The sequence below is a fragment of the Massilia yuzhufengensis genome (genome assembly GCF_900112225.1).
In the GTDB taxonomy this organism is placed as follows: Bacteria; Pseudomonadota; Gammaproteobacteria; order Burkholderiales; family Burkholderiaceae_D; genus Telluria; species Telluria yuzhufengensis.
The window spans coordinates 312,836-334,770 of the sequence record NZ_FOLD01000001.1; the positions used below are offsets into that span (position 1 = coordinate 312,836).

The 21,935-nt window shown below is 67.8% G+C and carries 19 protein-coding genes; 15 read left to right on the forward strand and 4 right to left on the reverse strand.

Annotated features, from left to right (window positions below; translation table 11 throughout):
* Positions 1-31: 31 nt before the first annotated feature.
* The 10 genes from BM031_RS01375 (at position 32) to BM031_RS01420 (ending at position 10,264) form a co-directional block, all read left to right on the forward strand.
* Entirely contained in the window at positions 32-1,429 is a 1,398-nt protein-coding gene (locus BM031_RS01375) for a DUF8689 domain-containing protein (protein WP_091870086.1), read from the forward strand.
* Entirely contained in the window at positions 1,426-2,280 is an 855-nt protein-coding gene (gene cpaB, locus BM031_RS01380; RefSeq protein WP_091870088.1) for a Flp pilus assembly protein CpaB, read from the forward strand. Before BM031_RS01375 ends, cpaB begins: the two co-directional genes overlap by 4 nt.
* A 25-nt stretch (positions 2,281-2,305) precedes the next feature.
* Positions 2,306-3,880, forward strand: coding sequence for a type II and III secretion system protein family protein (locus tag BM031_RS01385; RefSeq protein ID WP_091870385.1), 1,575 nt, complete (start codon positions 2,306-2,308; stop codon positions 3,878-3,880).
* Positions 3,881-3,889: 9 nt separating this feature from the next.
* Positions 3,890-4,165: a hypothetical protein gene (locus BM031_RS01390; RefSeq protein WP_229408372.1), complete on the forward strand. Its 276-nt coding sequence runs from the start codon at positions 3,890-3,892 to the stop codon at positions 4,163-4,165.
* 47 nt (positions 4,166-4,212) lie between these two features.
* Complete coding sequence (locus BM031_RS01395; RefSeq protein WP_091870091.1) at positions 4,213-5,388, forward strand: CpaE/TadZ family protein; 1,176 nt, start codon at positions 4,213-4,215, stop codon at positions 5,386-5,388.
* Positions 5,389-5,420: 32 nt separating this feature from the next.
* On the forward strand, positions 5,421-6,767 hold the full coding sequence (locus tag BM031_RS01400; RefSeq protein WP_091870391.1) for a TadA family conjugal transfer-associated ATPase: 1,347 nt from the start codon (positions 5,421-5,423) through the stop codon (positions 6,765-6,767).
* A 10-nt stretch (positions 6,768-6,777) separates the two neighbouring features.
* Positions 6,778-7,755 carry a type II secretion system F family protein gene (locus BM031_RS01405; protein WP_091870094.1) on the forward strand — a complete coding sequence of 326 codons (978 nt, stop codon included), beginning with the start codon at positions 6,778-6,780 and terminating at the stop codon, positions 7,753-7,755.
* A 30-nt stretch (positions 7,756-7,785) separates the two neighbouring features.
* Complete coding sequence (locus BM031_RS01410) at positions 7,786-8,727, forward strand: type II secretion system F family protein (RefSeq protein ID WP_091870097.1); 942 nt, start codon at positions 7,786-7,788, stop codon at positions 8,725-8,727.
* Between the two features lie 17 nt (positions 8,728-8,744).
* Positions 8,745-9,845: a LytR C-terminal domain-containing protein gene (locus BM031_RS01415; protein WP_091870099.1), complete on the forward strand. Its 1,101-nt coding sequence runs from the start codon at positions 8,745-8,747 to the stop codon at positions 9,843-9,845.
* A 92-nt stretch (positions 9,846-9,937) separates the two neighbouring features.
* Positions 9,938-10,264 carry a BON domain-containing protein gene (locus tag BM031_RS01420; RefSeq protein WP_091870102.1) on the forward strand — a complete coding sequence of 109 codons (327 nt, stop codon included), beginning with the start codon at positions 9,938-9,940 and terminating at the stop codon, positions 10,262-10,264.
* A 48-nt stretch (positions 10,265-10,312) separates the two neighbouring features.
* On the opposite strand, the gene BM031_RS01425 is transcribed toward BM031_RS01420, so the two are convergent.
* The 3 genes from BM031_RS01425 to BM031_RS01435 all read right to left on the reverse strand — a co-directional run bounded on the left by BM031_RS01425 (position 10,313) and on the right by BM031_RS01435 (position 12,928).
* Positions 10,313-11,080 carry a GIN domain-containing protein gene (locus tag BM031_RS01425; protein ID WP_229408374.1) on the reverse strand — a complete coding sequence of 256 codons (768 nt, stop codon included), beginning with the start codon at positions 11,078-11,080 and terminating at the stop codon, positions 10,313-10,315.
* A gap of 140 nt (positions 11,081-11,220) precedes the next feature.
* Positions 11,221-12,045 carry a glycoside hydrolase family 16 protein gene (locus BM031_RS01430; RefSeq protein WP_091870105.1) on the reverse strand — a complete coding sequence of 275 codons (825 nt, stop codon included), beginning with the start codon at positions 12,043-12,045 and terminating at the stop codon, positions 11,221-11,223.
* Between the two features lie 16 nt (positions 12,046-12,061).
* Complete coding sequence (locus BM031_RS01435) at positions 12,062-12,928, reverse strand: polysaccharide deacetylase family protein (RefSeq protein WP_091870107.1); 867 nt, start codon at positions 12,926-12,928, stop codon at positions 12,062-12,064.
* A 485-nt stretch (positions 12,929-13,413) separates the two neighbouring features.
* On the opposite strand from BM031_RS01435, the gene BM031_RS01440 reads away from it, so the two are divergent.
* The 5 genes from BM031_RS01440 to BM031_RS01460 all read left to right on the forward strand — a co-directional run bounded on the left by BM031_RS01440 (position 13,414) and on the right by BM031_RS01460 (position 21,289).
* The gene (locus BM031_RS01440; protein WP_229408376.1) at positions 13,414-16,374 is read left to right on the forward strand and encodes a TonB-dependent receptor; all 2,961 of its coding nucleotides are present in this window, start codon (positions 13,414-13,416) and stop codon (positions 16,372-16,374) included.
* Between the two features lie 97 nt (positions 16,375-16,471).
* Positions 16,472-18,037 (forward strand): tryptophan halogenase family protein, encoded by a 1,566-nt coding sequence (locus BM031_RS01445; protein WP_091870113.1) that lies wholly within the window; start codon positions 16,472-16,474, stop codon positions 18,035-18,037.
* A 27-nt stretch (positions 18,038-18,064) separates the two neighbouring features.
* Positions 18,065-18,775, forward strand: a complete 711-nt coding sequence (locus tag BM031_RS01450) for a SapC family protein (RefSeq protein ID WP_091870115.1) — start codon at positions 18,065-18,067, stop codon at positions 18,773-18,775.
* Entirely contained in the window at positions 18,759-19,772 is a 1,014-nt protein-coding gene (locus tag BM031_RS01455) for a cupin-like domain-containing protein (RefSeq protein WP_091870118.1), read from the forward strand. Before BM031_RS01450 ends, BM031_RS01455 begins: the two co-directional genes overlap by 17 nt.
* A gap of 35 nt (positions 19,773-19,807) precedes the next feature.
* On the forward strand, positions 19,808-21,289 hold the full coding sequence (locus BM031_RS01460; protein WP_091870120.1) for a tryptophan halogenase family protein: 1,482 nt from the start codon (positions 19,808-19,810) through the stop codon (positions 21,287-21,289).
* On the opposite strand, the gene BM031_RS01465 is transcribed toward BM031_RS01460, so the two are convergent.
* Entirely contained in the window at positions 21,268-21,879 is a 612-nt protein-coding gene (locus BM031_RS01465) for a TetR/AcrR family transcriptional regulator (RefSeq protein WP_091870123.1), read from the reverse strand. The two genes, BM031_RS01460 and BM031_RS01465, sit on opposite strands and share 22 nt — an antisense overlap.
* Positions 21,880-21,935 lie beyond the last annotated feature (56 nt).

A 21,935-nucleotide genomic window follows, 5' to 3' on the forward strand; every position in this document is an offset into this window, starting at 1 on the left:
GAAATATCCGTAGCCAGCAGGAGGTTTCCCCATGGAAGTGTTATCAGCGTCCTTGCAAATAGCCAACCCGGATGCGTATGCCGGGCCGGGGGAGGCCGCGCGCGGCGCTGCGCTCGAGCCCGAGCTTGCGGCTGTCCTTCCGCGCCAGCCGCGCTCGGTGCGCGATACCGGGCTCGAACCGCGCTTCGTTACCGCCCTGGTGATCAAGACCATGCATGCCGGCGGCAAGACCGCGCTGTCGGTACTGACCGGACGCCTGCGGCTGTCGATCAGCGTGGTGCGCGAAGTGCTGCAGTCCCTGGTCGTGGAGCAGCAGGTCGAAGTGGCATGGTGCGGCGGCACCGACATCGACGTGCATTACCAGCTCACCGCCTTCGGCCAGCGCGCCGCCGCCGAGTACCTCGCCGAATCGCGCTATATCGGCCCGGCTCCGGTGACACTGGACGCCTGGCGCGCGCAGGTCCAGGCCCAGTCGCTGCGCCAGCCGGACGCGCTGCGCGTCGCGCCGGCCGAACTGCAGGCGGCGCTGGCCGATGACGGCCTCGAGCCCGGCGTGCGCGAGCTGATCGGCGCGGCGCTGCATTCGAACCGCCCGCTGATGCTGTATGGCCCTTCCGGCAGCGGCAAGACCAGCCTGGCGCGCAAGCTGGCGCGCCTGCGCCAGGAACCGGTGGCGGTGCCCTACGCGGTGCTGGTCAACCACGAGATCGTGCAGCTGCATGACCCGGCCCTGCACCGGACGCCGCTGCAGGCGCGCGCGCTGGAAGACCGGCGCAGCTGCGATGCGCGCTGGGCCCTGTGCCGGCGCCCGCTGGTGCACACCGGGGCCGAGCTGGCGCGCGACATGCTGGAACTGCGCATCGACGCCGCCAGCGGCGTGCTGCGCGCACCGCCCCACCTGCTGGCCAACAACGGCCTGCTCATCATCGATGACCTGGGACGCCAGCGCATGCCGGCCGCCGAAGCCATGCATCGCCTGCTCGGCGCGCTCGAATCCGGTACCGACCATGTCTCGGTGCCCGGTGGGGCCAGCCATGCGCTGCCGTTCGACGTCGCGCTGGTGCTGGCCACCAGCCTGGCGCCCGAGGCGGTGCTGGACGAATCCTGCCTGCGCCGCATCGGCTACCGGATTCCGGTCGGCCCGCTGTCCGACAGCGCCTACCGCGCCCTGCTGCGCCGCCAGTGCCTGCTGCGCGGCATCGATGCCGACGAGGCGGCGATCGACTACCTCATCAACGAACTGCACCGCCGCACCCGGCGTCCGCTGCTGGCAGCCTGGCCTCACGAGCTGCTGGGACGGATCGCCGACTTCGCCGGCTTTGCCGGCCACGCCCCGCGTTTCGACGTGGACAGCGTGGCCCGGGCCTGGAGCAGCCTGTTTGGTTCCGGCGCGGCGCCGGAGCCGGGTAACCTGGGAGACGTCCGATGAAAAACAAGCGTGCCGTGATCGTGATGTCGCTCGCGATCCTGTTCGGCCTGGCCGCCGTGGTGCTGGCTTCGCGCTGGCTGCTGACGCAACCGGCGACAAGCAGCGGCCGCATCGCGGTCGCGGCGGCCGATATCAACATCGGGATGCGCCTGACGCCCGAGATGCTCAAGCTGGTCGACTGGCCGGCCCACAGCGTGCCGAAAGGCGCATTCGACGACCCGCAGAAGCTTGCCGGGCGGGTCCTCAGGACCAGTATCCTGATGGGCGAGCCGCTGAGCGAAGCCAAGCTGGCGCCGGCCGGCACCCTGGGCGGCCTGTCGGCCCTGATCACCGAAGGCAAGCGCGCCATCACGGTACGCGTCAACGACGTGATCGGCGTGGCCGGCTTCGCCTTGCCGGGCAACTTCGTCGACATCATCGTCAGCACCGAGACCGACCCGCTGCCGCAGTCGGACAACGGGCGCGAGAAGAGCATTTCGAAGATCGTGCTCGAGCGGATCCTGGTGCTGGCGGTGGCCCAGGAGGTCAATCGCGACGAAACCAAGCCCAAGGTCGTCAATGCCGTCACGCTCGAAGTCACGCCCGAGCAGGCAGAGAAGCTCGACCTGGCGCGCAGCGTCGGCACGCTGTCGCTGGCCTTGCGCAACCAGGTCGACCCGGCTGCGGCGGCCACGCTCGGCGCCACCAAGGACAATCTGCTGCCGCCGCCCGCCGCACCGGTGCGCCAGGTGGCGCTGCCGGTGCACGTGGCCCGGACACCGGCGCCGCCGCCGCGCGCCGCGCCCACGGCGGCCGCGCGCGACTGCATCAAGGTCATCAACGGCCTGCACGCTTCGCAAGAATGCTTCTGACCCTTACCGATCCGGGATGGACGCCATGAACAGACGCCTACACTTCGCACGCTTCACCGCTGGCATCGCGCTGGCCGCGGCCGTGCCCACCCACGCGGCCCCCGCGCCGGCCACGCCGGCCGCCGAAGCCGCCCCCGCCAGGCCGGCGCCACGTGCGCCCGCCAATCCCCAGGAGCCGCGCCCGCAGTCCGCGATGGGCTGCAGCGGCGAGGCCGCGCGGCCGGCCGTGCTCTCGCTCAATATGGGCAAGTCGACCATGCTGCGCCTGCCCGAGAAAGTCGTCAACCGCAGCGTGGGCAATCCTGCCGTGGTGCAGGCCATGCTGGTGTCGCCCGACACGCTGTATATCGCCGGGGTCGATGTCGGCAGTACCAATATGATCGTGCAGGGAAAAAGCGGCCTGTGCAGCGTGGTCGACATCGTCGTGGCGATGGATCCGGCCGCGCTGCAGGCGACCCTCGCCGCCGCCATGCCCGATGAGAAGGACATCCGGGTCATCGCCGCCGCCGATTCCCTGGTTTTGACCGGTACCGTCAGCGACGCCGGTGCGATGGCGCGCGCGGTGGAACTGGCCGGCGCCTACGTCCGGCGGCCACTGCGCCAGTTGCCGGCGGCGGCCAAGGAAAACGAGACCGACGGCGTGATCGCGCTCGCCAACAGCAACAGCGGCGGCGGTGGCGCGTCATCGGCCGCGGCGCGCGTGGTCAACCTGCTCAGCGTCAGCGCGCCGCAGCAGGTGCAGCTCGAAGTCAAGATCGCCGAAGTGTCGAAGACCCTGCTCGAGCGGCTCGAAACCAGCACCACCATCAATTTCGGCTCCGGCAGCTGGGCCGCGGCGCTGGTGACCAACTTCCTCACCGGGCAGGGCCGGGCCGGGGTGGGCGCCGTGAAGACCAACGGCAACCGGCTGGTCGGCGAGGCCGACAAGCAGGATGGCCTGGTGCGTATCCTGGCCGAGCCGAACCTGCTGGCCATCAGCGGCCAGGAGGGGACCTTCCTGGCCGGCGGCAGGTTCTTCATCCCGGTGGCCCAGGACCAGAACAAGGTCACGCTCGAGGAGAAGGAATTCGGCGTCGGCCTGCGCTTCACCCCGACCGTGCTGGCCGGAGGGAGGATCAACCTGAAAGTGGCGCCGGAAGTGTCGGAACTGTCGCGCGAAGGGGTCGGGGTGTCGGCACTGGGCATCACCGGCAGCGCGATCCTGCCCCTGATCACCACCCGCCGCGCCAGCACCACCGTGCAGCTGCACGACGGCCAGAGCTTCGCCATCGGTGGCCTGATCAAGAACAACCTGGTGGCCAACCTGAAAGGCTTGCCGATGCTGGGCGAAGTGCCGGTCCTGGGCGCCCTGTTCCGCAGCACCGACTACCAGCAGGACCGCACCGAACTGGTGTTCGTGATCACGGCGCGGCTGGTCAAGCCGCTGCCGGGCGCCAGCTACTCGCTGCCGACCGACAAGGTCGGGATCCCGACGCGCGCCGGGGTGCTGCTCGGCGGGATGCTCGAGGGCGCGGCGCCGGCCGCGACCACGGCCGCCGTCTCCACCCCGCAACCAGCAGCGCCCGCCGCGCACACCGCCGGCGGCTTCGAACTCAAATAGGAGCCCATCGTGAAGACGACGATCCGCCTCATGCCGCTGGTGCTGGTGCTGGTGCTGCCAGGCTGCGTGCACACCACCCCGCAGTGGGACCAACAGTTCGGCAGCGCCACGCGCAGCAACCTGGCGCTGCAGGTGCTGGACCCGGCGGCGGCCGCCAACCGCCAGCCTGCCACCGGCATCGACGGCCGCGCGGCCAAGGGCGCGCACGACCGGTATCAGCGCAGTTTCGCACAGCCCGAAAGCACCCCGCCGGCGCTGGTCATCAATACCGGCGGCGCGCGATGAGCGCCCATCGTCTTCCCTGATCCAATGCGCCAGCAACGAGGCCCCCCATGAAAGCCCTACTCATCAGCCGCAACAGCCAGCTTTATGCGGAGATCGCCTCCCAGGGAGCCGCGCGTGTGCCGCCGCTGAACCTCGGGGCCGTGCGCGCCAGCCTGCGCGAGGCGCTCGACCGGCCCGAACCCGACAACCCGCAGCTGGTCATTGTCGACGCCACCGAGACCGAACCTTCCGAAGCGGCCCTGCTGGAGCGCCTCGGCCGCCAGTATCCCGAAGCCCACCTGATGCTGCTGACCGACCAGCACCAGCCGGAGCTCCTGATCCGCGCGATGCGCGCCGGCGTGCGCGAAGTGCTGCAGCTGCCACTGGTGCACCGCGCCTTGCACGAGTCGATGGACCGGATTTCGACGGCGGCCGGCGTCAATGCGCTGCGCGACGGGAAAATCCTCGCCTTCATCGCCTGCAAGGGCGGAAGCGGCGCCACCTTCATCTCGACCAATTTCGGCTATGCGCTGGCCACGCTGGCGGCCAAGAAGGTGCTGCTGATCGACCTGCACGGCCAGTTCGGCGACGCCGCGCTGTATGTCTCCGACCTGAAGCCGACCATGACCCTGTCGGATGTCTGCGCCCAGATCGCGCGCGTGGACGGGCCTTTCCTGGAATCCTGCGTGGTGCACGTCACGCCCGGCTTCGGGGTGCTGGCCGCGGCCGACGACGCCGCCCATGCCAAGGAAGCCAAGCCGGAGCACATCGACACCATCCTGCGCGTCGCGCGCCAGCACTACGACTACGTGCTGCTCGACGTCGGGCGCCAGATCGACGCGGTATCGCTGCGCGCGCTGGACGTCACCGACACCATCTACCCGGTGCTGCAGCTCGCGCTGCCCGATATCCGCGATGCGCGCCGCCTGCTCGACATCTTCCGCTCGCTCGGCTACGTGCTCGACCACATCCGCCTGATCGTCAACCGCTACGAAAAGGGCGGCAAGCTGCGCCTGCAGGACCTCCATGCGGCGCTCGGGTGCGAAGTGGTGCATACCTTCCCCAACGACTACGTCGCCGTCACCGATTCGGTCAACCAGGGCGTGCCGGTGCTGCAGCTGTCGCGCGCGAGCGCGGCCGCGCGCAGCCTGGCCGACATGGTCGAACTGGTGACCAGCCGCCGCGTCCAGGAAAGCAAGGGCTTGTTCGACCGCCTGTTCGGACGGGGAGAATCGGATGACTGAGCGGATCAATGATGGACTCACAGGAGCTGACCATGTCCCTACGTGAACGCCTTGCGATCTCGAACCAGGAGCGCCAGGCCGGCCAGGTCCCGGCCGAGACCAACAACCAGGCCTACCAGGAACTGAAGAAGCTGATGCACCAGATGATCCTGGACCGCATCGACCTCGAGCGCCTCAAGCGCCTGACCGCCGAGCAGTTCAAGCACGAGCTGGCGCTGCTGATCCAGCGCATCATCGAGGAAGAGCGCATCGTGCTGAACCAGCACGAGCGCCACCACCTGGTGCTCGACATCCAGCACGAGATGCTCGGCTTCGGCCCGCTCGAGCCGCTGCTGAACGACCCTTCGGTGTCGGACATCCTGGTCAACACGTCCAGCAAGGTCTATGTGGAGCGGCGCGGCAAGCTCGAACTGACCGACATCACCTTCCACGACAACGCCCACCTGATGAAGATCATCGAGAAGATCGTCTCGCGCGTGGGCCGCCGCGTGGACGAGTCGAGCCCGATGGTCGATGCGCGCCTGCCGGACGGCTCGCGCGTCAATGCGATCATCCCGCCGCTGGCGGTGGACGGCCCGCTGCTGTCGATCCGGCGCTTCGGCACCAGCCCGCTGACGGTGCAGAACCTGCTCGACTATAAAAGCCTGACCCCGCCCATGATCAAGGTGCTGGAATGCCTGGGCGCGGCCAAGGTGAACATCCTGATCTCGGGCGGCACCGGCAGCGGCAAGACCACCTTGCTCAACCTGATTTCCGGTTTCATTCCCGCCAACGAGCGCATCGTGACGATCGAGGATGCGGCCGAACTGCAGCTGCGCCAGCCACACGTGGTGCGCCTGGAGACCCGCCCGCCCAACATCGAAGGCAAGGGCGAAGTGACCCAGCGCGCACTGGTGCGCAACGCGCTGCGGATGCGTCCCGACCGCATCATCCTGGGCGAGGTGCGCGGCGCCGAAGCGCTCGACATGCTGCAGGCGATGAACACCGGCCACGAGGGCTCGCTGGCGACCATCCACTCGAACACCCCGCGCGACGCCCTGTCGCGGCTGGAGAACATGGTGAGCATGGCGGGCGTGAACCTGACCGCGCGCGCGATCCGCCAGCAGATCGTGTCGGCGGTGACGGTGGTGGTGCAGGCCTCGCGCCTGACCGACGGCACGCGCAAGGTGGTCAGCCTGCAGGAGATCACCGGGATGGAGGGCGACATCATCTCGATGCAGGAAATCTACCGCTTCGAGCAGAGCGGGGTCGACCCCGACGGCAAGGTCAAGGGACGCTTCAGCGCCACCGGCGTGCGCCCCCGTTTCACCGAGCGCCTGCGGATGTATGGCGTGCCGGTGCCGGAAGACGCCTTCGATCCCGACCGGACCTTCGACTAGGGGAGGGACCATGGACGCGGTCTTCTACGCTTTTGTCGTGTTCCTGTTCGCGGCGGCAGTCCTCGCGATCGAGGGCGCCTACCTGTGGTGGATGGGTACCCACGGCGCGGCGGCGCGCCGGGTGGCGCGCCGGCTGCAGGTGATGTCCGGCTCGCCCGGGCGCAGCGGCGAACGGATTTCGATCCTCAAGCAGCGCCCATTCAGCCGCCATGCCGCCTTCGACCGGCTGCTGCACCGGGTGAAGCTGGCGCACCGGATCGATGCGCTGCTGGTGCAGGCGGGCGCCACGACCACGGTCGGGCAGTTCCTGGCCTGGTCGGCCGGCTGCATGGGCGGCGTGGTGCTGCTGTCGTTCGCCTGGCCGCTGCCGGCGCCGGTGCGCATCGTCGTGGCCGCGCTCGGGCTGGTGCTGCCGTGGATTTTGCTGCGCCGTGCGCGCCAGCGGCGGCTGCTGCGCATCGAGCAGCAGCTGCCCGACGCCGCCGACTTCATCGCGCGCGCGCTGCGCGCCGGCCACTCGTTCAGCAATGTGCTGCAGATCGTCGGCAACGAGCTGTCCGAGCCGCTCAGCGGCGAGTTCCGCATCGCGCGCGAAGAAATCAACTACGGCGTGCCGATGAACGAAGCATTGCACGCCATGGCCGCGCGCATCCCGCTCACCGACCTGCGCTACCTGATCATCGCGGTCCTGATCCAGCGCGAATCGGGCGGCAATCTGGCAGAGATCCTGGGCAATATCAGCCAGATCATCCGCGCCCGCCTGAAGCTGGTGGCGCATGTGCGCGTGCTGTCGGCCGAAGGCCGGATGTCGGCCTGGATCCTCGGCCTGCTGCCGTTTTGCGTGCTCGGCGTGATGCTGGTGTCGAATCCCCAGTATGTGAGCATGCTCTGGACCGAGCCGAAAGGGCAGCGCATGCTCTGGTACAGCCTGGGCATGCTGCTGGTCGGCGTGGTCTGGCTGCGCAAGATCATCCGTATCCGTATCTGAGTCCGGCCCGCGTTCTACTCAGAGGTGACCATGACATCTTCCCTGCTGATCTTCCTGTTCGTCGTCCTGTGCGTCGTTGCCGGCCTGGCGTGGCTCGGCGTGGCGCTGTTCGCGCCGCTCGCCCTGCGCGAGCGCCTGCGGCATTTCCTCGGCAGCGCCGAACCGAGCCACGCCGATCCCGGCGGCGGCTGGGTCGAGCGCGTGGCCACCGTCGCCAAGCCGCTGACCCGGCTGTCGATTCCCGACGAAGGCTGGGAAAAATCGGCGCTGCGCACGCGCTTCATGAACGCCGGCTGGCGCAGGCCGTCGGCGCCGACGCTGTATTTCGCGTCCAAGACCGGGCTGGCGCTGTTGCTGCCGGCGCTGGCGGCGCCGTTTGCCGTGATCTACAGCGCCGCGCTCAACGGCAACCGCCTGCTGGCGCTGCTGCTGGCGGCAGCGGCGCTCGGCTACTACGTGCCGAACATCGTCCTCGAGCGGATCGTGCTGCGCCGCCGGCGCGAGATCTTCGAAACCATCCCGGACGCGCTCGACCTGCTGACGGTCTGCGTCGAAGCCGGCCTGAGCCTGGAACGGGCGCTGGTCAAGGTGGCCGGTGAAATCCATATCAAGAGCGCCGTGCTGGCCCAGGAACTGCAACTGGTGCTGATGGAAATGCGGGCCGGCTTCACCAAGGAGAAGGCGCTACGCAATTTCGCGCTGCGTTCGGGCGTCGAGGACGTCGACACCCTGGTGGCCATGCTGATCCAGTCCGAGCGCTTCGGCACCAGCGTCGGCGACTCGCTGCGCGTGCACTCCGATAACCTGCGCCACAAGCGGCGCATGCTGGCCGAGGAGTGCGCCGCCAAGATCGGACTGAAGCTGCTGTTCCCCCTGATTTTCTGCATTTTCCCGATGCTGCTGATGGTGCTGCTCGGTCCCGCCGCGATCCAGATCTCGCGGACCCTGGGCGCGCTGCCCGGCGCACGTTGAACACGAAGGAGCCCGCAATGCGAACACCCCCCTTACTCACCCTCGCCACCCGGCTGGCGCTGTTGTGCGCCGGCGCCGGCCTGGTCGCCTGCGCACCCTTTGGCGCCCGGGTCGCCTTCGATGGCGCGGTGCCGGCCGCGGACGATGCCTATCTCGCCGGCCGCAACCACCACCTGGCGCGCCGCTACGACGAAGCGCGCGTCGCCTACCAGGCCGCGCTCAAGTCGGCGCCGGAGCATGTCAACGCGCGCAACGGGCTGGCCACGCTGCACGCCGAACAGCGCGAATTCGGCGCCGCGATCGCGTTGTGGCGCGCCCTGACCGAATCGCTGACCCTGGCCTCCGGCCCCGGCAAGGCCTACCTGTTCAGCAACCTGGGGCACGCCTACTTCCTCAGCGGCGATTACGACCAGGCCCTGGTCGCGCTTGAAAAAGCCTGCCTGCTCGACCCGCTGAACCACCGTTCCTGGGAGCTGCTGGGCGACACCTTGCGCAAACTCGGGCGCGAAGAGCGCGCCCAGCAAATGCTGGGCCAGGCCAAGGCCCTGCGGGCGCACGATTTCCGCGCCGACTACGCGGCCACCGGCGGCCAGAGCCCGGTGGCGGCGATCGAGCGCGCCGTCAAGGCCCCCGGGCGCGCGGATCCGGGCTGGGGCCACGCCCAGCTGCACGTCGGGGTCGACGGGATGCTGGAGCTGCGGCGCGACGCGGCGCCGTCGCTGCCATCGGCGCCGCTGCCGGCACCGGCGGCCCCGGGCGCGGCGGCGCCGGTGCTGGCGCTGGTCGAGATCCGCAATGGCAACGGGGTGAAAGGCATGGCGCGCACCCTGGCGCGCCAGATCGGCAGCGGCGAACTGAAAGTCATGCGCCTGTCGAACCAGCGCGGCTACGCCGTGCGGCGCACCCGCATCGAATACGACCCGGCGCACCGGGCCGCGGCCGAGCGCCTGGCCAGCCGCTTCGGCACGGCCGTGCTGCAGGAAGTGGCGGACTGTGCGCCCGCCAACCTGCGCGTGGTGATCGGGCGCGATATCGCGCGGCGCGGTTTTGCGCTGCGCCCGCCGGTGCCGGCCATGGACAACGCGGCCTTGACCCTGGCGGCGAACAAACCTGGTTGAAAAAAGCTCCGTCCGCACGTTTGTTCAGCATCAAACGCGTATGACGCGCGCCCGGGAGAATGCGTTGAACAGCCTTCTCCCGGGAGCCTTCCATGCATTATTCCTACCGTCTCTACCTCATCCTCGCCGGCCTGGTGCTGGCCGTGCTCACCGCCTGCGCGCCCACCGCCACGCGCCAGGGCACGGGCGAATACATCGACGACGCGGTCATCAGCAGCCGCGTCAAGGCCGCGTTCGCCGCCGATCCCGGGGTCAAGGCCACCGAAGTCCAGGTCGAAACCTTCAAGGGCACGGTACAGCTCAGCGGCTTCGTCGAGTCGGCCGAAAGCGCCGTGCGGGCGGCGCAGATCGCGCGCGATGTCCCCGGCGTCAAGGAAGTCCGCAATGCGATGGTGACCAAGGAAGCAGGGCGCCAGTAGGGCAGGGCCCCTGGCGGCTTTCGGTGCTGCCTGCTGGCGCGGGCTGGCTTATTTCCAGGACACCTTGCCCATGCCGTTGGCGCTGACGTTGCGGCTGGCCGGGTTGCCGTACACGGTGGCCGAGCCCATGCCGTTCAGGTCGACGTCGGCGGCGCGGCTCGCGTACACGGTGGCGCCACCGAGGCCGTTCATGTCCAGGTCGACCGACTCGGCGCGCAGGCCCTGCGCTTCCAGGCTGCCGACACCGGCCAGCTTGGCGCGCAGCAGCTTGCTCTCGCCGCTGACGCTGATGCGGCCGGCGCCGCGCAGGCTCAGGTCGACGCGGTCGGCGCGGATGCCGTTGAAGGTCAGCCCGCCCACGCCGCCCAGGCGGGCGTCGACGTTGCGGTAGTTGCTGTTCACGGTCACCGAGCCGGCGCCATCCAGGGCCACCTCGATGGCATTGCCGGTAAACCCCGTGACGGTGGAGGCGCCCACGCCGTGCGACGTGAACGCGGATAAATTCGGCACGGTCAGCTCGGCGCGCAGCTTCTCGTGCACATCGTTGTTGCGGGTGTTGAAGGATTCGGTACCGATTTCCAGCGTGTCGCCGCGCTGCGAGGTGGTGATGCGCTGCACGTAGCGGCGGTCGCCCGACACCACCAGCGATGGCGTGTTGCCCTGGCGTAGCACGAGGTCGACGATACCGCCCAGTTTTACCTTGGTGACCCTGGCGTCGACGCTGCGGTTTTCGCGCACCACCTCATCGGCCAGGGATGGGCTGGCAACCAGTGCGAGCGTGGCGGCGACGGCGGCGGCACTCAACAGTTTTTTCATGCTTGTTCTCCGGTAGGGTGGCATTGACACCACGATAGGCCGCGGCCAAGCGCCGCCCGCGGCGATTGCGATGAACTGCGCAATCCGCGCCCTGGAGCGTAGAAAAGCCGGCATGGCGCCGGCCCGGGCGGCGCAGCGGCTCAGAGCGCAGGCGCGGCGCGCCGGTACACGCGCACATAGTCCACCAGCATCCGCTGCGGCAGCACCGTGCTGCTGTCCGGATAGCCGGGCCAGAGGCCGCCGACGGCCAGGTTCAGCAGCACGAAGAAGGGTTGCTCGAAGACCCAGTCGCCCTTGACCAGGTCGGGGCGCGCCGTGTGGTACAGGATGCCATCGCGGTACCAGCGGATCTCGCCGCGCTCCCACTCCACCGCATATACATGGTAGTCGTCGGCATAGATGCCGGTCGCCAGCGGCGACTGCCCGCTGAAGGCCTTGTCGCCCGAGTAGCCCGGCCCGTGCAGCGTGCCATGCACGATCGCCGGCTCCTTGCCGATGTTCTCCATGATGTCGATCTCGCCGCCGCGCGGCCACCCCTGCTTCTCGATGGCGGCGCCCAGCATCCAGAAGGCCGGCCAGATGCCCTGTCCCTTCGGCACCTTGATGCGCGCCTCGAAACGGCCGTGCAGCTGTTCCATCAGGCCGGCCGTCTTGATCCGCGCCGACGTGTAGTCGCTGCCCTCGTAGCGTTCGCGGCGCGCCTCGATCACCAGCTTGCCATCCTCCAGCCGCAGGTTCTCCGGCCGGCCCGTGTAATGCTGCAGCTCCTTGTTGCCCCAGCCGTGGCCGCCGGTTTCCGCGACCCACTTGCCGGGGTCGAGCCGGGCGCCATCGAATTCGTCGCTCCAGGCCAGCGTCCAGCCGGCAGGGATGGTAACGGCGGGGGGCACGGCGGCTGGCGGGGTGGCGCAGGCCGCCAGGGAAGCGAGCGCGAGCAGCGCGAGGACAATACGGGCGGGTGTCATACGTCTCCTTGTGGCGTCAGCGCGCGGCAGGCAGGCGTGCCTGTTCCCGCCTGACGTGTTGCATGATGTTGAGGAAGGTATCGGTCCACACCAGCTGGCGGTTGTCGGCCAGGAAGCGGACCAGTTCTTCATGGGCCTGCGAGGACACCGTCAGGTAATCGCCGCCGATGCCGTGAAACGTAAAATTGACCATCGTGCCGCGCTGCGCGGCCTGGCGCACGATGGCGATCAGCGCGGCGCCGCTGCTGCCTTCCGGCGCCGCGACCGGCACCGCCAGCGGATCGAGCGTGGCCATCGCATCGATCACGCCGGTCCCGCCGCCGACCTTCACCGCGACAAACGCCGCGCGCACCGCAGGCAGATAGTCACGCCCGCCGGCCAGGGTATCGCCACAGGGCAGGGTATAGGTGCGCTCCTGGCGCCCGTCGATGGCCGCCAGCATCGTATTGGCCAGCAGCACCTGGTCGCGCATCTGCTCGACGCTGGTGGTGTCGAGGTTGCGGTGCGGCGCGACCCAGTCGCGCCCGGGTTTGCTGCGCGCGCATTGGTGGAACAGGCTGTGGTTGCCCAGTTCGTGTCCACGGCGCGCCGCCGCGCGCCAGTGTTCCATCCGCAGCGCGACCGACGGGTTCGACATCTGCAGGTAGAAACTGCCCTTGAGTCCGTACTTGTCGAGGGTGGGGATGGCATGGTCGAGCTGCGAATCGAGGGCGTCGTCGTAGGCCAGGCTGACCGCCGCCCGGGCGCCGTGCGGCCATGCGAAGGCCGGGCCCGCATCAGCCGCGAAGGCCGGTCCGCCGCCCGCCAGGCCGGCGCACACGGCCAGCACGGCAAGGACGCGCCGGCGGTGGTGCAGCGCGTTCGGGTGTCCACATCGCTCCATATGCTCCTTTGCCTGGCCAGTATTTGGAAACGTTCCCATTGTCGTCTGCGCAATAGTGCACCGAGGTGTTTGGCGTGTCAATTGCGGCGTCGCGGCGCGCGCCGCACGGACCCGCCGCCATTTATCCCCTGTCGCCAGCTGGGGTGTTGCAAAACAGCCGCAGTGGACCGCCTACCGACACGGAATATTCCGTTGACAATTTTTTTTTCCAACCCTAATATTCAGACAACTCGCATGGAAACGTTTCCATGCCCCGGAAAGCGCGCTCGAACAACGCGGCTCTCGCCGACCAGCCTGGCAGCAGCCGGCACGGTGGCGAAGCGGCGCCGGAGCGGGGGAGGAAGCAGGACGACAGCATGAGCGCCGGCAGCGTGCAGCGATGGTTGGGGCCGGCAGTGGTAGTGGAGACACCGTTGGTGGGTGACGGTCAAAATTTAAAAAAACAGGAGAGCACCATGTATTACCCCAAGGCTAGACAGACGTTGATGAGCCTGGCAGTCGCCAGCGCATGCGCGGCATTCATGCCGGCCCATGCCCAGGAAGTCGCTTCCACCCCGGGCGCTGCCGCCACCAGCGAGCAGGCAGCGCAGGAAGCGACCAGCCCATCGTCGCCGGCCGGCGTCCAGACCGTCGTCGTGACCGGCCTGCGCGCCAGCCTCGAATCGTCGATGAACCTCAAGCGCAACGCGCAGGGCTTCGTCGACGGCATCGTCGCCGAAGACATCGGCAAATTCCCGGATACCAACCTGGCCGAGTCGCTGCAGCGCATCAGCGGGGTGTCGATCGACCGCAGCATCGGCGAAGGCTCGAAAGTCACCGTGCGCGGCGTCGGTCCCGACTTCAACCTGGTGCTGCTCAATGGCCGCCAGATGCCGACCTCGAGCCTGGGCGACCGCCCGGGCCGCGGCTATGACTTCGCCAACATCGCCTCGGAAGGCGTGTCCCAGCTGCAGGTGTACAAATCGGCGCGCGCCGAAACTCCGACCGGCGGCATCGGCGCCACCATCAACGTGCTGACCGCGCGTCCGCTGGCGCGTCCGGGCCTGCAGGCCACGGTCGGCGTCAAGGGCGTGTACGACAAGTCGGCCGAGAACCTGCCGGGCGACGTCAAGCGCGGCGACAAGGTCACCCCAGAAATCTCTGGCCTGTACAGCAACACCTTTGGCGACGGCAAGTTCGGTATCGCCCTGACCGGCAGCTATCAGGAACGCAACCTGGGCTACAACCAGGCCGCCGTCTCGAATGGCTGGAAGGGCCCGTTCCGCGGCGACGAGAACAACTGGGGCACCATCCCGGCAGGCACCGCCGGCAACCGCCCGCAAGGCAGCACCCTGTACCAGGTGCCGCAAAACCTGAACTACAACATGAGCGGGATCCAGCGCCAGCGCACCAACGGCCAGCTGACCTTCCAGTTCGCACCGACCAAGGCGCTGACCACCACCCTGGACTACACCTACTCGGAAAACAAGATCCAGACCCGCCGCAACGACATCTCGGCCTGGTTCAACTTCGGCCCGTCCACCAGCACCTGGACCGGCGGCCCGATCGCCGGCCCGCTGACCTACACCGAGCAGATCCCGACCGCCAACAGCGATATCGCCATGGGCGCCGCCGACTTCGCGACCAAGACCCAGAACAAGTCGCTGGGCTTTAACACCGCGTGGCGCGTGAACAGCGACATCCGCCTCGAACTCGACGTGCACAAGTCGACCGCCGAATCGAAGCCGGACAGCCCCTTCGGCTCCAGCAACACCCTGGGCACCGCCAGCTTCAGCCGCGGCGACACCGGCGTCGACTTCTCGAAGGACTTCCCGGTGCTGAGCATCGCCGGCGCCGACTTCGCGCGCGCCCCGCAGCAGGTCACCGGCTCGGTGTTCGAGAACGGCTACGTGAAGAGCGAGATCGAACAGGCCCAGGTGCACGGCAGCTGGAAGCTGCTGGAAGCGTCCGAGCTCAAGTTCGGCCTGGCCAGCACCGACGTGAACAACCGCTCGGCCTTCTCGGTGCAGCAGCGCGACACCTGGGGCGGCGCCACCGTACCGTCCGACTACCCGGCCAGCCTGTTCCACCAGGAGAGCCTGCGCCAGTACTTCGACAACATCGACGGCAGCGACAACCCGGCCCTGTTCAACACCTTCTACACCTTCAACTTCGACCAGGTGCGCCAGGCCGCGGCCAAGGCCTCGGGCCTGCCTAACCTGTACCTGCCGAAGACCACCTACGACACCGACCAGCGCACCCGCGAAAAATCGAAGAGCCTGTACCTGCAGTTCAATACCGACTGGGATACCGCGCTGCCGATCCACACCTCGGTCGGTGTGCGCTACGAGAAGACCGACGTCACCTCGACCGCGCTGGTGCCGATCGCCACCACCATCAGCTGGGTCTCGCAGAACGAATTCCCGGTGGCCTTCGGCACGCCGTCCTTCACCACCTTGACTGGCAAGTACCACCACGTGCTGCCAAGCTTCGATGCGGACATCGAGCTGCGCTCGGACATGAAGGGCCGCTTCAGCTACGGCGAAACCATCGGCCGTCCGCGCTACGACCAGCTCACCGGCGGCCAGGTGCTCGATACCCTGGCGCGCGTGCAGGGCGGCACCGGCCGCCAGGGCAATCCGGGCCTGCTGCCGGTCAAGTCGAAGAACATCGACCTGGCCTACGAGTGGTACTACGGGAAATCGAGCTTCGTCTCGCTCGGCCACTTCCGCAAGAGCCTCGAGAACTACGCCGGCCAGTCGCAAGTGGTGGCCCAGCCCTTCGGCCTGCGCACCCCGGTGGGCGGCGCCTACTGGAACGCCGCGGTGGGCGCGGGCTGCGTCGCGACCGACCTGACCTGCATCCGCAACTACATTCTGCGCAACTTCAACGGCCGCCCCGGCGTCACCCGCGGCACCGACGACGCGACCGGCAATGCGACCGGCACCATCATCGGCCAGCCGAACGACCCGATCGCCAACTTCCAGATCACCAGCTACTCGAACCAGAAAGCGGCGCGCCTGCGTGGCCTGGAACTCAATGTCCAGCACATGTTCGGCAACAGCGGCTTCGGCGTTTCGGCCAACTACACCAAGGTCGATTCGGGCCTGGCGTACAACAACGCCAGCATCGGCGAGCAGTTCGCGCTGGTCGGCATGAGCGATTCGGCCAACCTGGTGGGTATCTTCGAGAACGACAAGTGGAACGTGCGCGCGGCCTATAACTGGCGCGACAAGTTCCTGTCCTCGACCTTCGACGGCTCGGGTCCGAACCCGAACTATGTCGAAGCCTACGGACAGCTCGACCTGAGCATCGGCTACAACATCAGCAAGAACCTGTCGCTGCAGTTCGAGGGCATCAACCTGACCGACGAAATCAAGCGCATCCACGGCCGCACGGAGCGCAACCTGCTGTACGTCGAGCAGTCGGGTCCACGCTACATGCTGGCCGCCCGCTACAAGTTCTGACCGCCTTTCCACGCCCGTGGAAAGCGTCAAAGGCCGCGGCCCCGCCGCGGCCTTTTCAGGTTAGACTTGGCCCGCATTCGTTCTATGGAAACCCAACATGGTCAGTAGCGCCATCAGGCATGTCGTCATCGTCGGTGGAGGCTCGGCCGGCTGGCTCACGGCCGCCGTGCTGGCCTCCAGCCTCGAAACGCAGGAACGCGGCGGCGCGCGCGTGACCCTGGTCGAATCGCCCGACGTGCCCACCATCGGCGTCGGCGAAGGCACCTGGCCCACCATGCGCGACACCCTGCGCGCGGCCGGCCTGTCCGAGTCGGCGTTCTTTCGCGAATGCGACGCCGCCTTCAAGCAGGGCTCGCGCTTCAACGGCTGGGTCACGGGCGCCGCCGACGATGTGTACTTCCATCCCTTCGTGCTGCCCCAGGGCTGGGGCGACGCCGATCTGGCCGGGCGCTGGCTCGAACGCCACAGCCACGTTCCCTTCGCCGACATGGCCAGCTACCAGCCGCACCTGTGCGTGCAGGGCCGCGCACCCAAGCAGGCGATGACGCCCGAATTCGCGGCGGTGGCCAACTACGGCTACCACCTCGACGCCGGCAAGTTCGGCAGCTTCCTCAAGAAGCACTGCCTGGAACAGCTGGGCGTGCACTTCGTGCCCGACCACGTCACCGGCATCGCCTCGCACGACAACGGCGACATCGCGGCCCTGCACACCAAGGCGCACGGCGCGCTGGCGGGCGACCTGTTCGTCGACTGCAGCGGCATGCAGTCGCTGCTGCTGGGGCAGCACTACGGCGTGCCCTTCCTGTCGCAACGCGGGGTGCTGTTCAACGACAGCGCGCTGGCGGTGCAGGTGCCCTATGCGAACGAACATGACCCGATCGCCTCGCAAACCAGCTCCACCGCGCAGGCAGCCGGCTGGATCTGGGACATCGGCCTGCCGGCCCGGCGCGGCATCGGCCACGTGTACTCGAGCGCGCATACCAGCGACGAACAGGCCGAGCTGGCGCTGCGCGCCTACATCCGCGCCACCGGCGGTCCAGGCGACATCCCGCCGCCGCGCAAGCTGTCCTTCCACCCCGGCTACCGCGAACAATTCTGGCACCGCAACTGCGTGGCCATCGGGCTGTCCGCCGGCTTCATCGAGCCCCTGGAGGCCTCGGCGCTGGCGATGGTCGAATTGTCGGCCGCGATGCTGGCCGACGAGATGCCCGTTACGCGCGCCCAGATGGACATCAGCGCGCGCCGCTTCAACGAGACCTTCACCTACCGCTGGGAGCGGGTGATCGACTTCCTCAAGCTGCACTATGTGCTGAGCCGGCGCGAGGACAGCGACTACTGGCGCGACAACCGCCGCAGCGAGACCATCCCGCAGCGCCTGGCGGACATGCTGGCGCTGTGGACCCACCGCCCGCCTTCGCGTCACGATTTCAGCCGCATCCAGGAAGTCTTCCCGGCCGCGAGCTACCAGTATATTTTGTATGGCATGGGCTTTCGTCCCGAACCGGGCCTGGCCCGGCGGCCGCGGGTGGGGGAGAGCGACGGCGACACCGCCGACGGCTTCTTCCGCCAGGCCGCCGACCTGACCCGCAGGATGCTGCCCGCACTGCCGGACAACCGCGCACTCATCGCCCACATCGTGCGCCATGGGCTGCCCAAGCACTGAACCACCACCGAATAAAAGAGATCAAGCATGGCCAACCCAGTACTGCTCAATAACATCGATCACAAAGACCTGCGCGTGATTACCCGCCACGGCCACGGCCTGGCCGACGAAGTGGCCTACGTGCCGACCTTCCCGGCCGAATTCCGCCTGCTGCAGGCGCATTACCCGATCGTCTTCAGCAAGACCGGCGAGGGCGACGCCCTCGAGCCGATCGTGCTGCTCGGCTTCGAGGCCGGCGAAAACCTGTTCCTGCAAGCCGATGGCTGGGACGCCGCCACCATCCCGCTGATGGTCGACCGCCAGCCCTTCCTGATCGGGCAGCATGGCGAGGAGCTGATGATCCACATCGACCTGGACAGCCCGCGCGTGGGCGAGGGCGAGGGCGAGGCGATCTTCCTGCCGCATGGCGGCATGTCGCCCTACCTCGAGAACATCAATTCGATCCTGCTGGCCATCCACGAAGGCATGCAGTCGAACGCGGGCTTCATGGCGGCGCTGGCCCAGCACGAGCTGGTCGAAGGCTTCTCGCTCGACATCGAACTCGACGACGGCGCCCAGCACCGCCTGGCCGGCTTCTACACCATCAACGAAGAACGCCTGGCCGCGCTGGATGCGCCAGCGATCGACAGCCTGCACAAGGCCGGCTACCTGGCGCCGATCTACTTCCAGCTGGCCTCGCTGTCGAACTTCCGCGCGCTGATCGACCGCAAGAACCTGCGCCATGCTGCCCGCACCTAAAGAAATCCGCGAGCTCACCGGCCTCACGCCGCGTGACCTCGGCCCTGGCATCCTCGAGTCCACCGAGCCGTTGGTGCTGCGCGGCCTGCTGGCGCACTGGCCGGCGGTGGCCGCCGCGCGCGCGTCCACCGGTGCGGCCGACGCCTACCTGCGCCGCTTCTACCGCGACGCCACCGTCACCGCCATGCTCGGCACGCCCGAGACGGGTGGGCGCTTCTTCTACAATGAAGACCTGAGCGGCTTCAACTTCGCCCCGGTGCGGGTGCGGCTCGACAGGGTGCTGTCGGAGCTGGAGCGCTACCGCGGCGCCGCCAAGGAACCGGCGATCTACGTCGGCTCCACCACCATCGACACCTGCCTGCCGGGCTTCCACGACGAGAACACCATCGACCTGGGCGGGCGCGACGCGCTGGGCAGCATCTGGATCGGCAACCGCACCCGCATCGCCGCGCATTACGACCTGCCGGACAACCTGGCCTGCGTCGTCGCCGGGCGCCGCCGCTTCACCCTGTTCCCACCGCAGCAGGTGGCCAACCTGTATATCGGCCCGCTCGACCTGACCCCGGCCGGCCAGGCCATCAGCCTGGTCGACTTCCACGATCCCGACCTGGAACGCTTCCCGCGCTTCGCCCAGGCGATGGAGCACGCCCAGGCGGCCGAACTGGAACCGGGCGACGCGCTGTTCATCCCCAGCATGTGGTGGCACCACATCGAGGCGCTGGGCGAATTCAACGTGCTGGTGAATTACTGGTGGCGCCAGTCGCCCGATTACATGGACACGCCGATGAACGCGCTGATGCACGCATTGATGAGCGTGCGCGACCTGCCACTTGAACAGCGCAAGGCCTGGCAGGAGCTGTTCCGCCATTACGTCTTCGAAGCCGACGAGGGCACGGCCGCCCATATTCCCGAGCAGGCCAGGCACAGCCTCGGCCCGCTCGACGGCGACGCCGTGCGCGCCATCCGGGCCCAATTGTTAAAACGAATGAACCGCTGAGGAGACCGCAGGTGGAGACCAAGGGACCGAATGGAATGGGAAGGCCGGTACGCCGCGTCGTCATCGCTGGCGGCGGCACCGCCGGCTGGATGGCGGCCGCCTGCATCTCGAAGGTATTAGGAAAACAGCTCGACATCAGGCTGGTCGAATCCGACGAGATCGGCACCGTGGGCGTGGGCGAGGCCACCATCCCGACCCTGCTGAACTTCCACAACCTGCTCGAGATCAACGAGCAGGAGTTCATGGCCGAGACCAAGGCCACCTTCAAGCTGGGCATCAGCTTCGAGAACTGGCGCAACGTGAACGAGGACTACATCCACTCGTTCGGCCTGACCGGCACCGACCATTGGACCGCCGGCTTCCAGCACTTCTGGCACAAGGGCCGCGAGCGCGGCCTGGCCGGCGACTACGGCGACTACTGCCTCGAGCTGCGCGCCGCGCAAGAAAACAAGTTCGCCCACCTGCCGCGCAATGGCATGAACTACGCCTACCACCTCGACGCGAGCGCCTACGCGCGCTATCTGCGCAAGTTCAGCGAACGCCTGGGCGTGCAGCGCATCGAAGGCAAGATCGTCGACGTCACGACCAGTGCGCTCACGGGCCACATCCGCTCGATCACGCTCGATTCCGGCGCCGACATCGAGGGCGACCTGTTCATCGACTGCACGGGTTTTCGCGCGCTGCTGATCGGCGAGGCGATGAAGGTGAAGTACCAGGACTGGTCGCAATGGCTGTTCAACGACTGTGCGGCCGCGCTGCAGACGGCGTCCGCCGGCGACGCGGTGCCGCTCACGCGTTCGATCGCGCACGCCTTCGGCTGGCAATGGCGCATCCCGCTGCAGCACCGGGTCGGCAATGGCATCGTGTTCTCGAGCCGCTACGTGGAGCAAGACGAAGCGATTGCAGCGCTGCAGGCCAACATCGTGGGCGAGCCCTTGATGAAACCGCGCGTCATCAAGTTCACGCCCGGCCAGCGCGAGCAGGTCTGGAAAGGCAATTGCGTGGCGATCGGCCTGTCGAGCGGCTTCCTGGAGCCGATCGAATCGACCAGCATCCACCTGATCCAGCGCGGCATCGTGCGCCTGATGCAGATGTTCCCGGCCAATGGCATCGCCCAGACCGACGTCGAGGAATACAACCGCCAGGCCGCGACCGAGATCGAACACATCCGCGACTTCATCATCCTGCACTACAAGGTCAACAACCGGCTCGATCCCTACTGGCGCGACGCGCGCGAGATGCAGGTCCCGGTGTCGCTGCAGCACCGCATTGACCTCTTCCGCCAAACCGGCCGCGTGTTCCGCGTGCCCAACGAGCTGTTTGCCGAAAATTCCTGGATCCAGGTGATGCTGGGGCAGGGCATCATGCCGCTGCAGCACCACCAGACCGCCGACCTGATGGGCGACGCCGAGCTGTCGCATTTCCTCGGCGCGATCAAGGGGCAGGTCGACAAGACGGTGGCGCAGCTGCCCGCGCACCAGGCTTATGTCGAGCGTTACTGCTCGGCGCCGAAGTAAGCCAGGAACATCGACACCGCCGCCTCGATCACCGGCGCCTGCTGGGCCGGCGCCAGCGGGGCGGCGCCCATCGCTACCTGGGGCCAGAAGGCGAAAGCCTTGATCTGCCCCTGCAGCATCGTCGCAGCGAAAGCCGGGTCGCCGGCCTTCAGCCTGCCATCGGCCTGGGCCGCCCGGATCCAGGCAGTCACCCCTTCCTCGCGCTCGTTCAGGCGCGCAAAAATCGGCAGCGCGCGCTCCGGCGCGTGGATCGCTTCCGAGATCGCCACCCGCGCGAGATCCAGGAAATCGCGGTCCTCCAGGGTGCGCAGCTTGAGGCGCACCAGTTCCGTGAGCTGCTCGCGCAGGCCAAGGTCGCTGCGGTAGGGCAGTTCCATCAGCGCCGCGCTGCTCTCGAACAGCTGCACGATGGTTTCCGCAAACAGCTCTTCCTTGCTGGGGAAGTGGTTATAGACCGTACGTTTCGACACTTCCGCCACCAGGGCGATCCGGTCCATGCTGGTGGCGTCGAAGCCGTTCGCCCGGAATTCGCCGGCGGCGGCGGTGACGATGGCGTTGCGCTTGCGGTCGGTGAGGCGGGGAGCGTTCATCCATTAATTTTACACCCACCAGTTTACTTTCTCCAAAATAGAAACTACACTGTGTA

Bases quoted from the DNA above. Each gene is read 5' to 3' on its own strand.
- BM031_RS01415 (WP_091870099.1), top strand. From the start codon at position 8,745: ATGCGAACACCCCCCTTACTCACCCTCGCCACCCGGCTGGCGCTGTTG.
- BM031_RS01460 (WP_091870120.1), top strand. From the start codon at position 19,808: ATGGGAAGGCCGGTACGCCGCGTCGTCATCGCTGGCGGCGGCACCGCC.
- BM031_RS01425 (WP_229408374.1), bottom strand. From the start codon at position 11,080: ATGAAAAAACTGTTGAGTGCCGCCGCCGTCGCCGCCACGCTCGCACTG.
- BM031_RS01465 (WP_091870123.1), bottom strand. From the start codon at position 21,879: ATGAACGCTCCCCGCCTCACCGACCGCAAGCGCAACGCCATCGTCACC.
- BM031_RS01395 (WP_091870091.1), top strand. From the start codon at position 4,213: ATGAAAGCCCTACTCATCAGCCGCAACAGCCAGCTTTATGCGGAGATC.
- BM031_RS01455 (WP_091870118.1), top strand. From the start codon at position 18,759: ATGCTGCCCGCACCTAAAGAAATCCGCGAGCTCACCGGCCTCACGCCG.
- BM031_RS01375 (WP_091870086.1), top strand. From the start codon at position 32: ATGGAAGTGTTATCAGCGTCCTTGCAAATAGCCAACCCGGATGCGTAT.
- BM031_RS01450 (WP_091870115.1), top strand. From the start codon at position 18,065: ATGGCCAACCCAGTACTGCTCAATAACATCGATCACAAAGACCTGCGC.
- cpaB (WP_091870088.1), top strand. From the start codon at position 1,426: ATGAAAAACAAGCGTGCCGTGATCGTGATGTCGCTCGCGATCCTGTTC.
- BM031_RS01410 (WP_091870097.1), top strand. From the start codon at position 7,786: ATGACATCTTCCCTGCTGATCTTCCTGTTCGTCGTCCTGTGCGTCGTT.
- BM031_RS01420 (WP_091870102.1), top strand. From the start codon at position 9,938: ATGCATTATTCCTACCGTCTCTACCTCATCCTCGCCGGCCTGGTGCTG.
- BM031_RS01400 (WP_091870391.1), top strand. From the start codon at position 5,421: ATGTCCCTACGTGAACGCCTTGCGATCTCGAACCAGGAGCGCCAGGCC.
- BM031_RS01440 (WP_229408376.1), top strand. From the start codon at position 13,414: ATGAGCCTGGCAGTCGCCAGCGCATGCGCGGCATTCATGCCGGCCCAT.
- BM031_RS01430 (WP_091870105.1), bottom strand. From the start codon at position 12,045: ATGACACCCGCCCGTATTGTCCTCGCGCTGCTCGCGCTCGCTTCCCTG.
- BM031_RS01435 (WP_091870107.1), bottom strand. From the start codon at position 12,928: ATGGAGCGATGTGGACACCCGAACGCGCTGCACCACCGCCGGCGCGTC.
- BM031_RS01405 (WP_091870094.1), top strand. From the start codon at position 6,778: ATGGACGCGGTCTTCTACGCTTTTGTCGTGTTCCTGTTCGCGGCGGCA.
- BM031_RS01445 (WP_091870113.1), top strand. From the start codon at position 16,472: ATGGTCAGTAGCGCCATCAGGCATGTCGTCATCGTCGGTGGAGGCTCG.
- BM031_RS01385 (WP_091870385.1), top strand. From the start codon at position 2,306: ATGAACAGACGCCTACACTTCGCACGCTTCACCGCTGGCATCGCGCTG.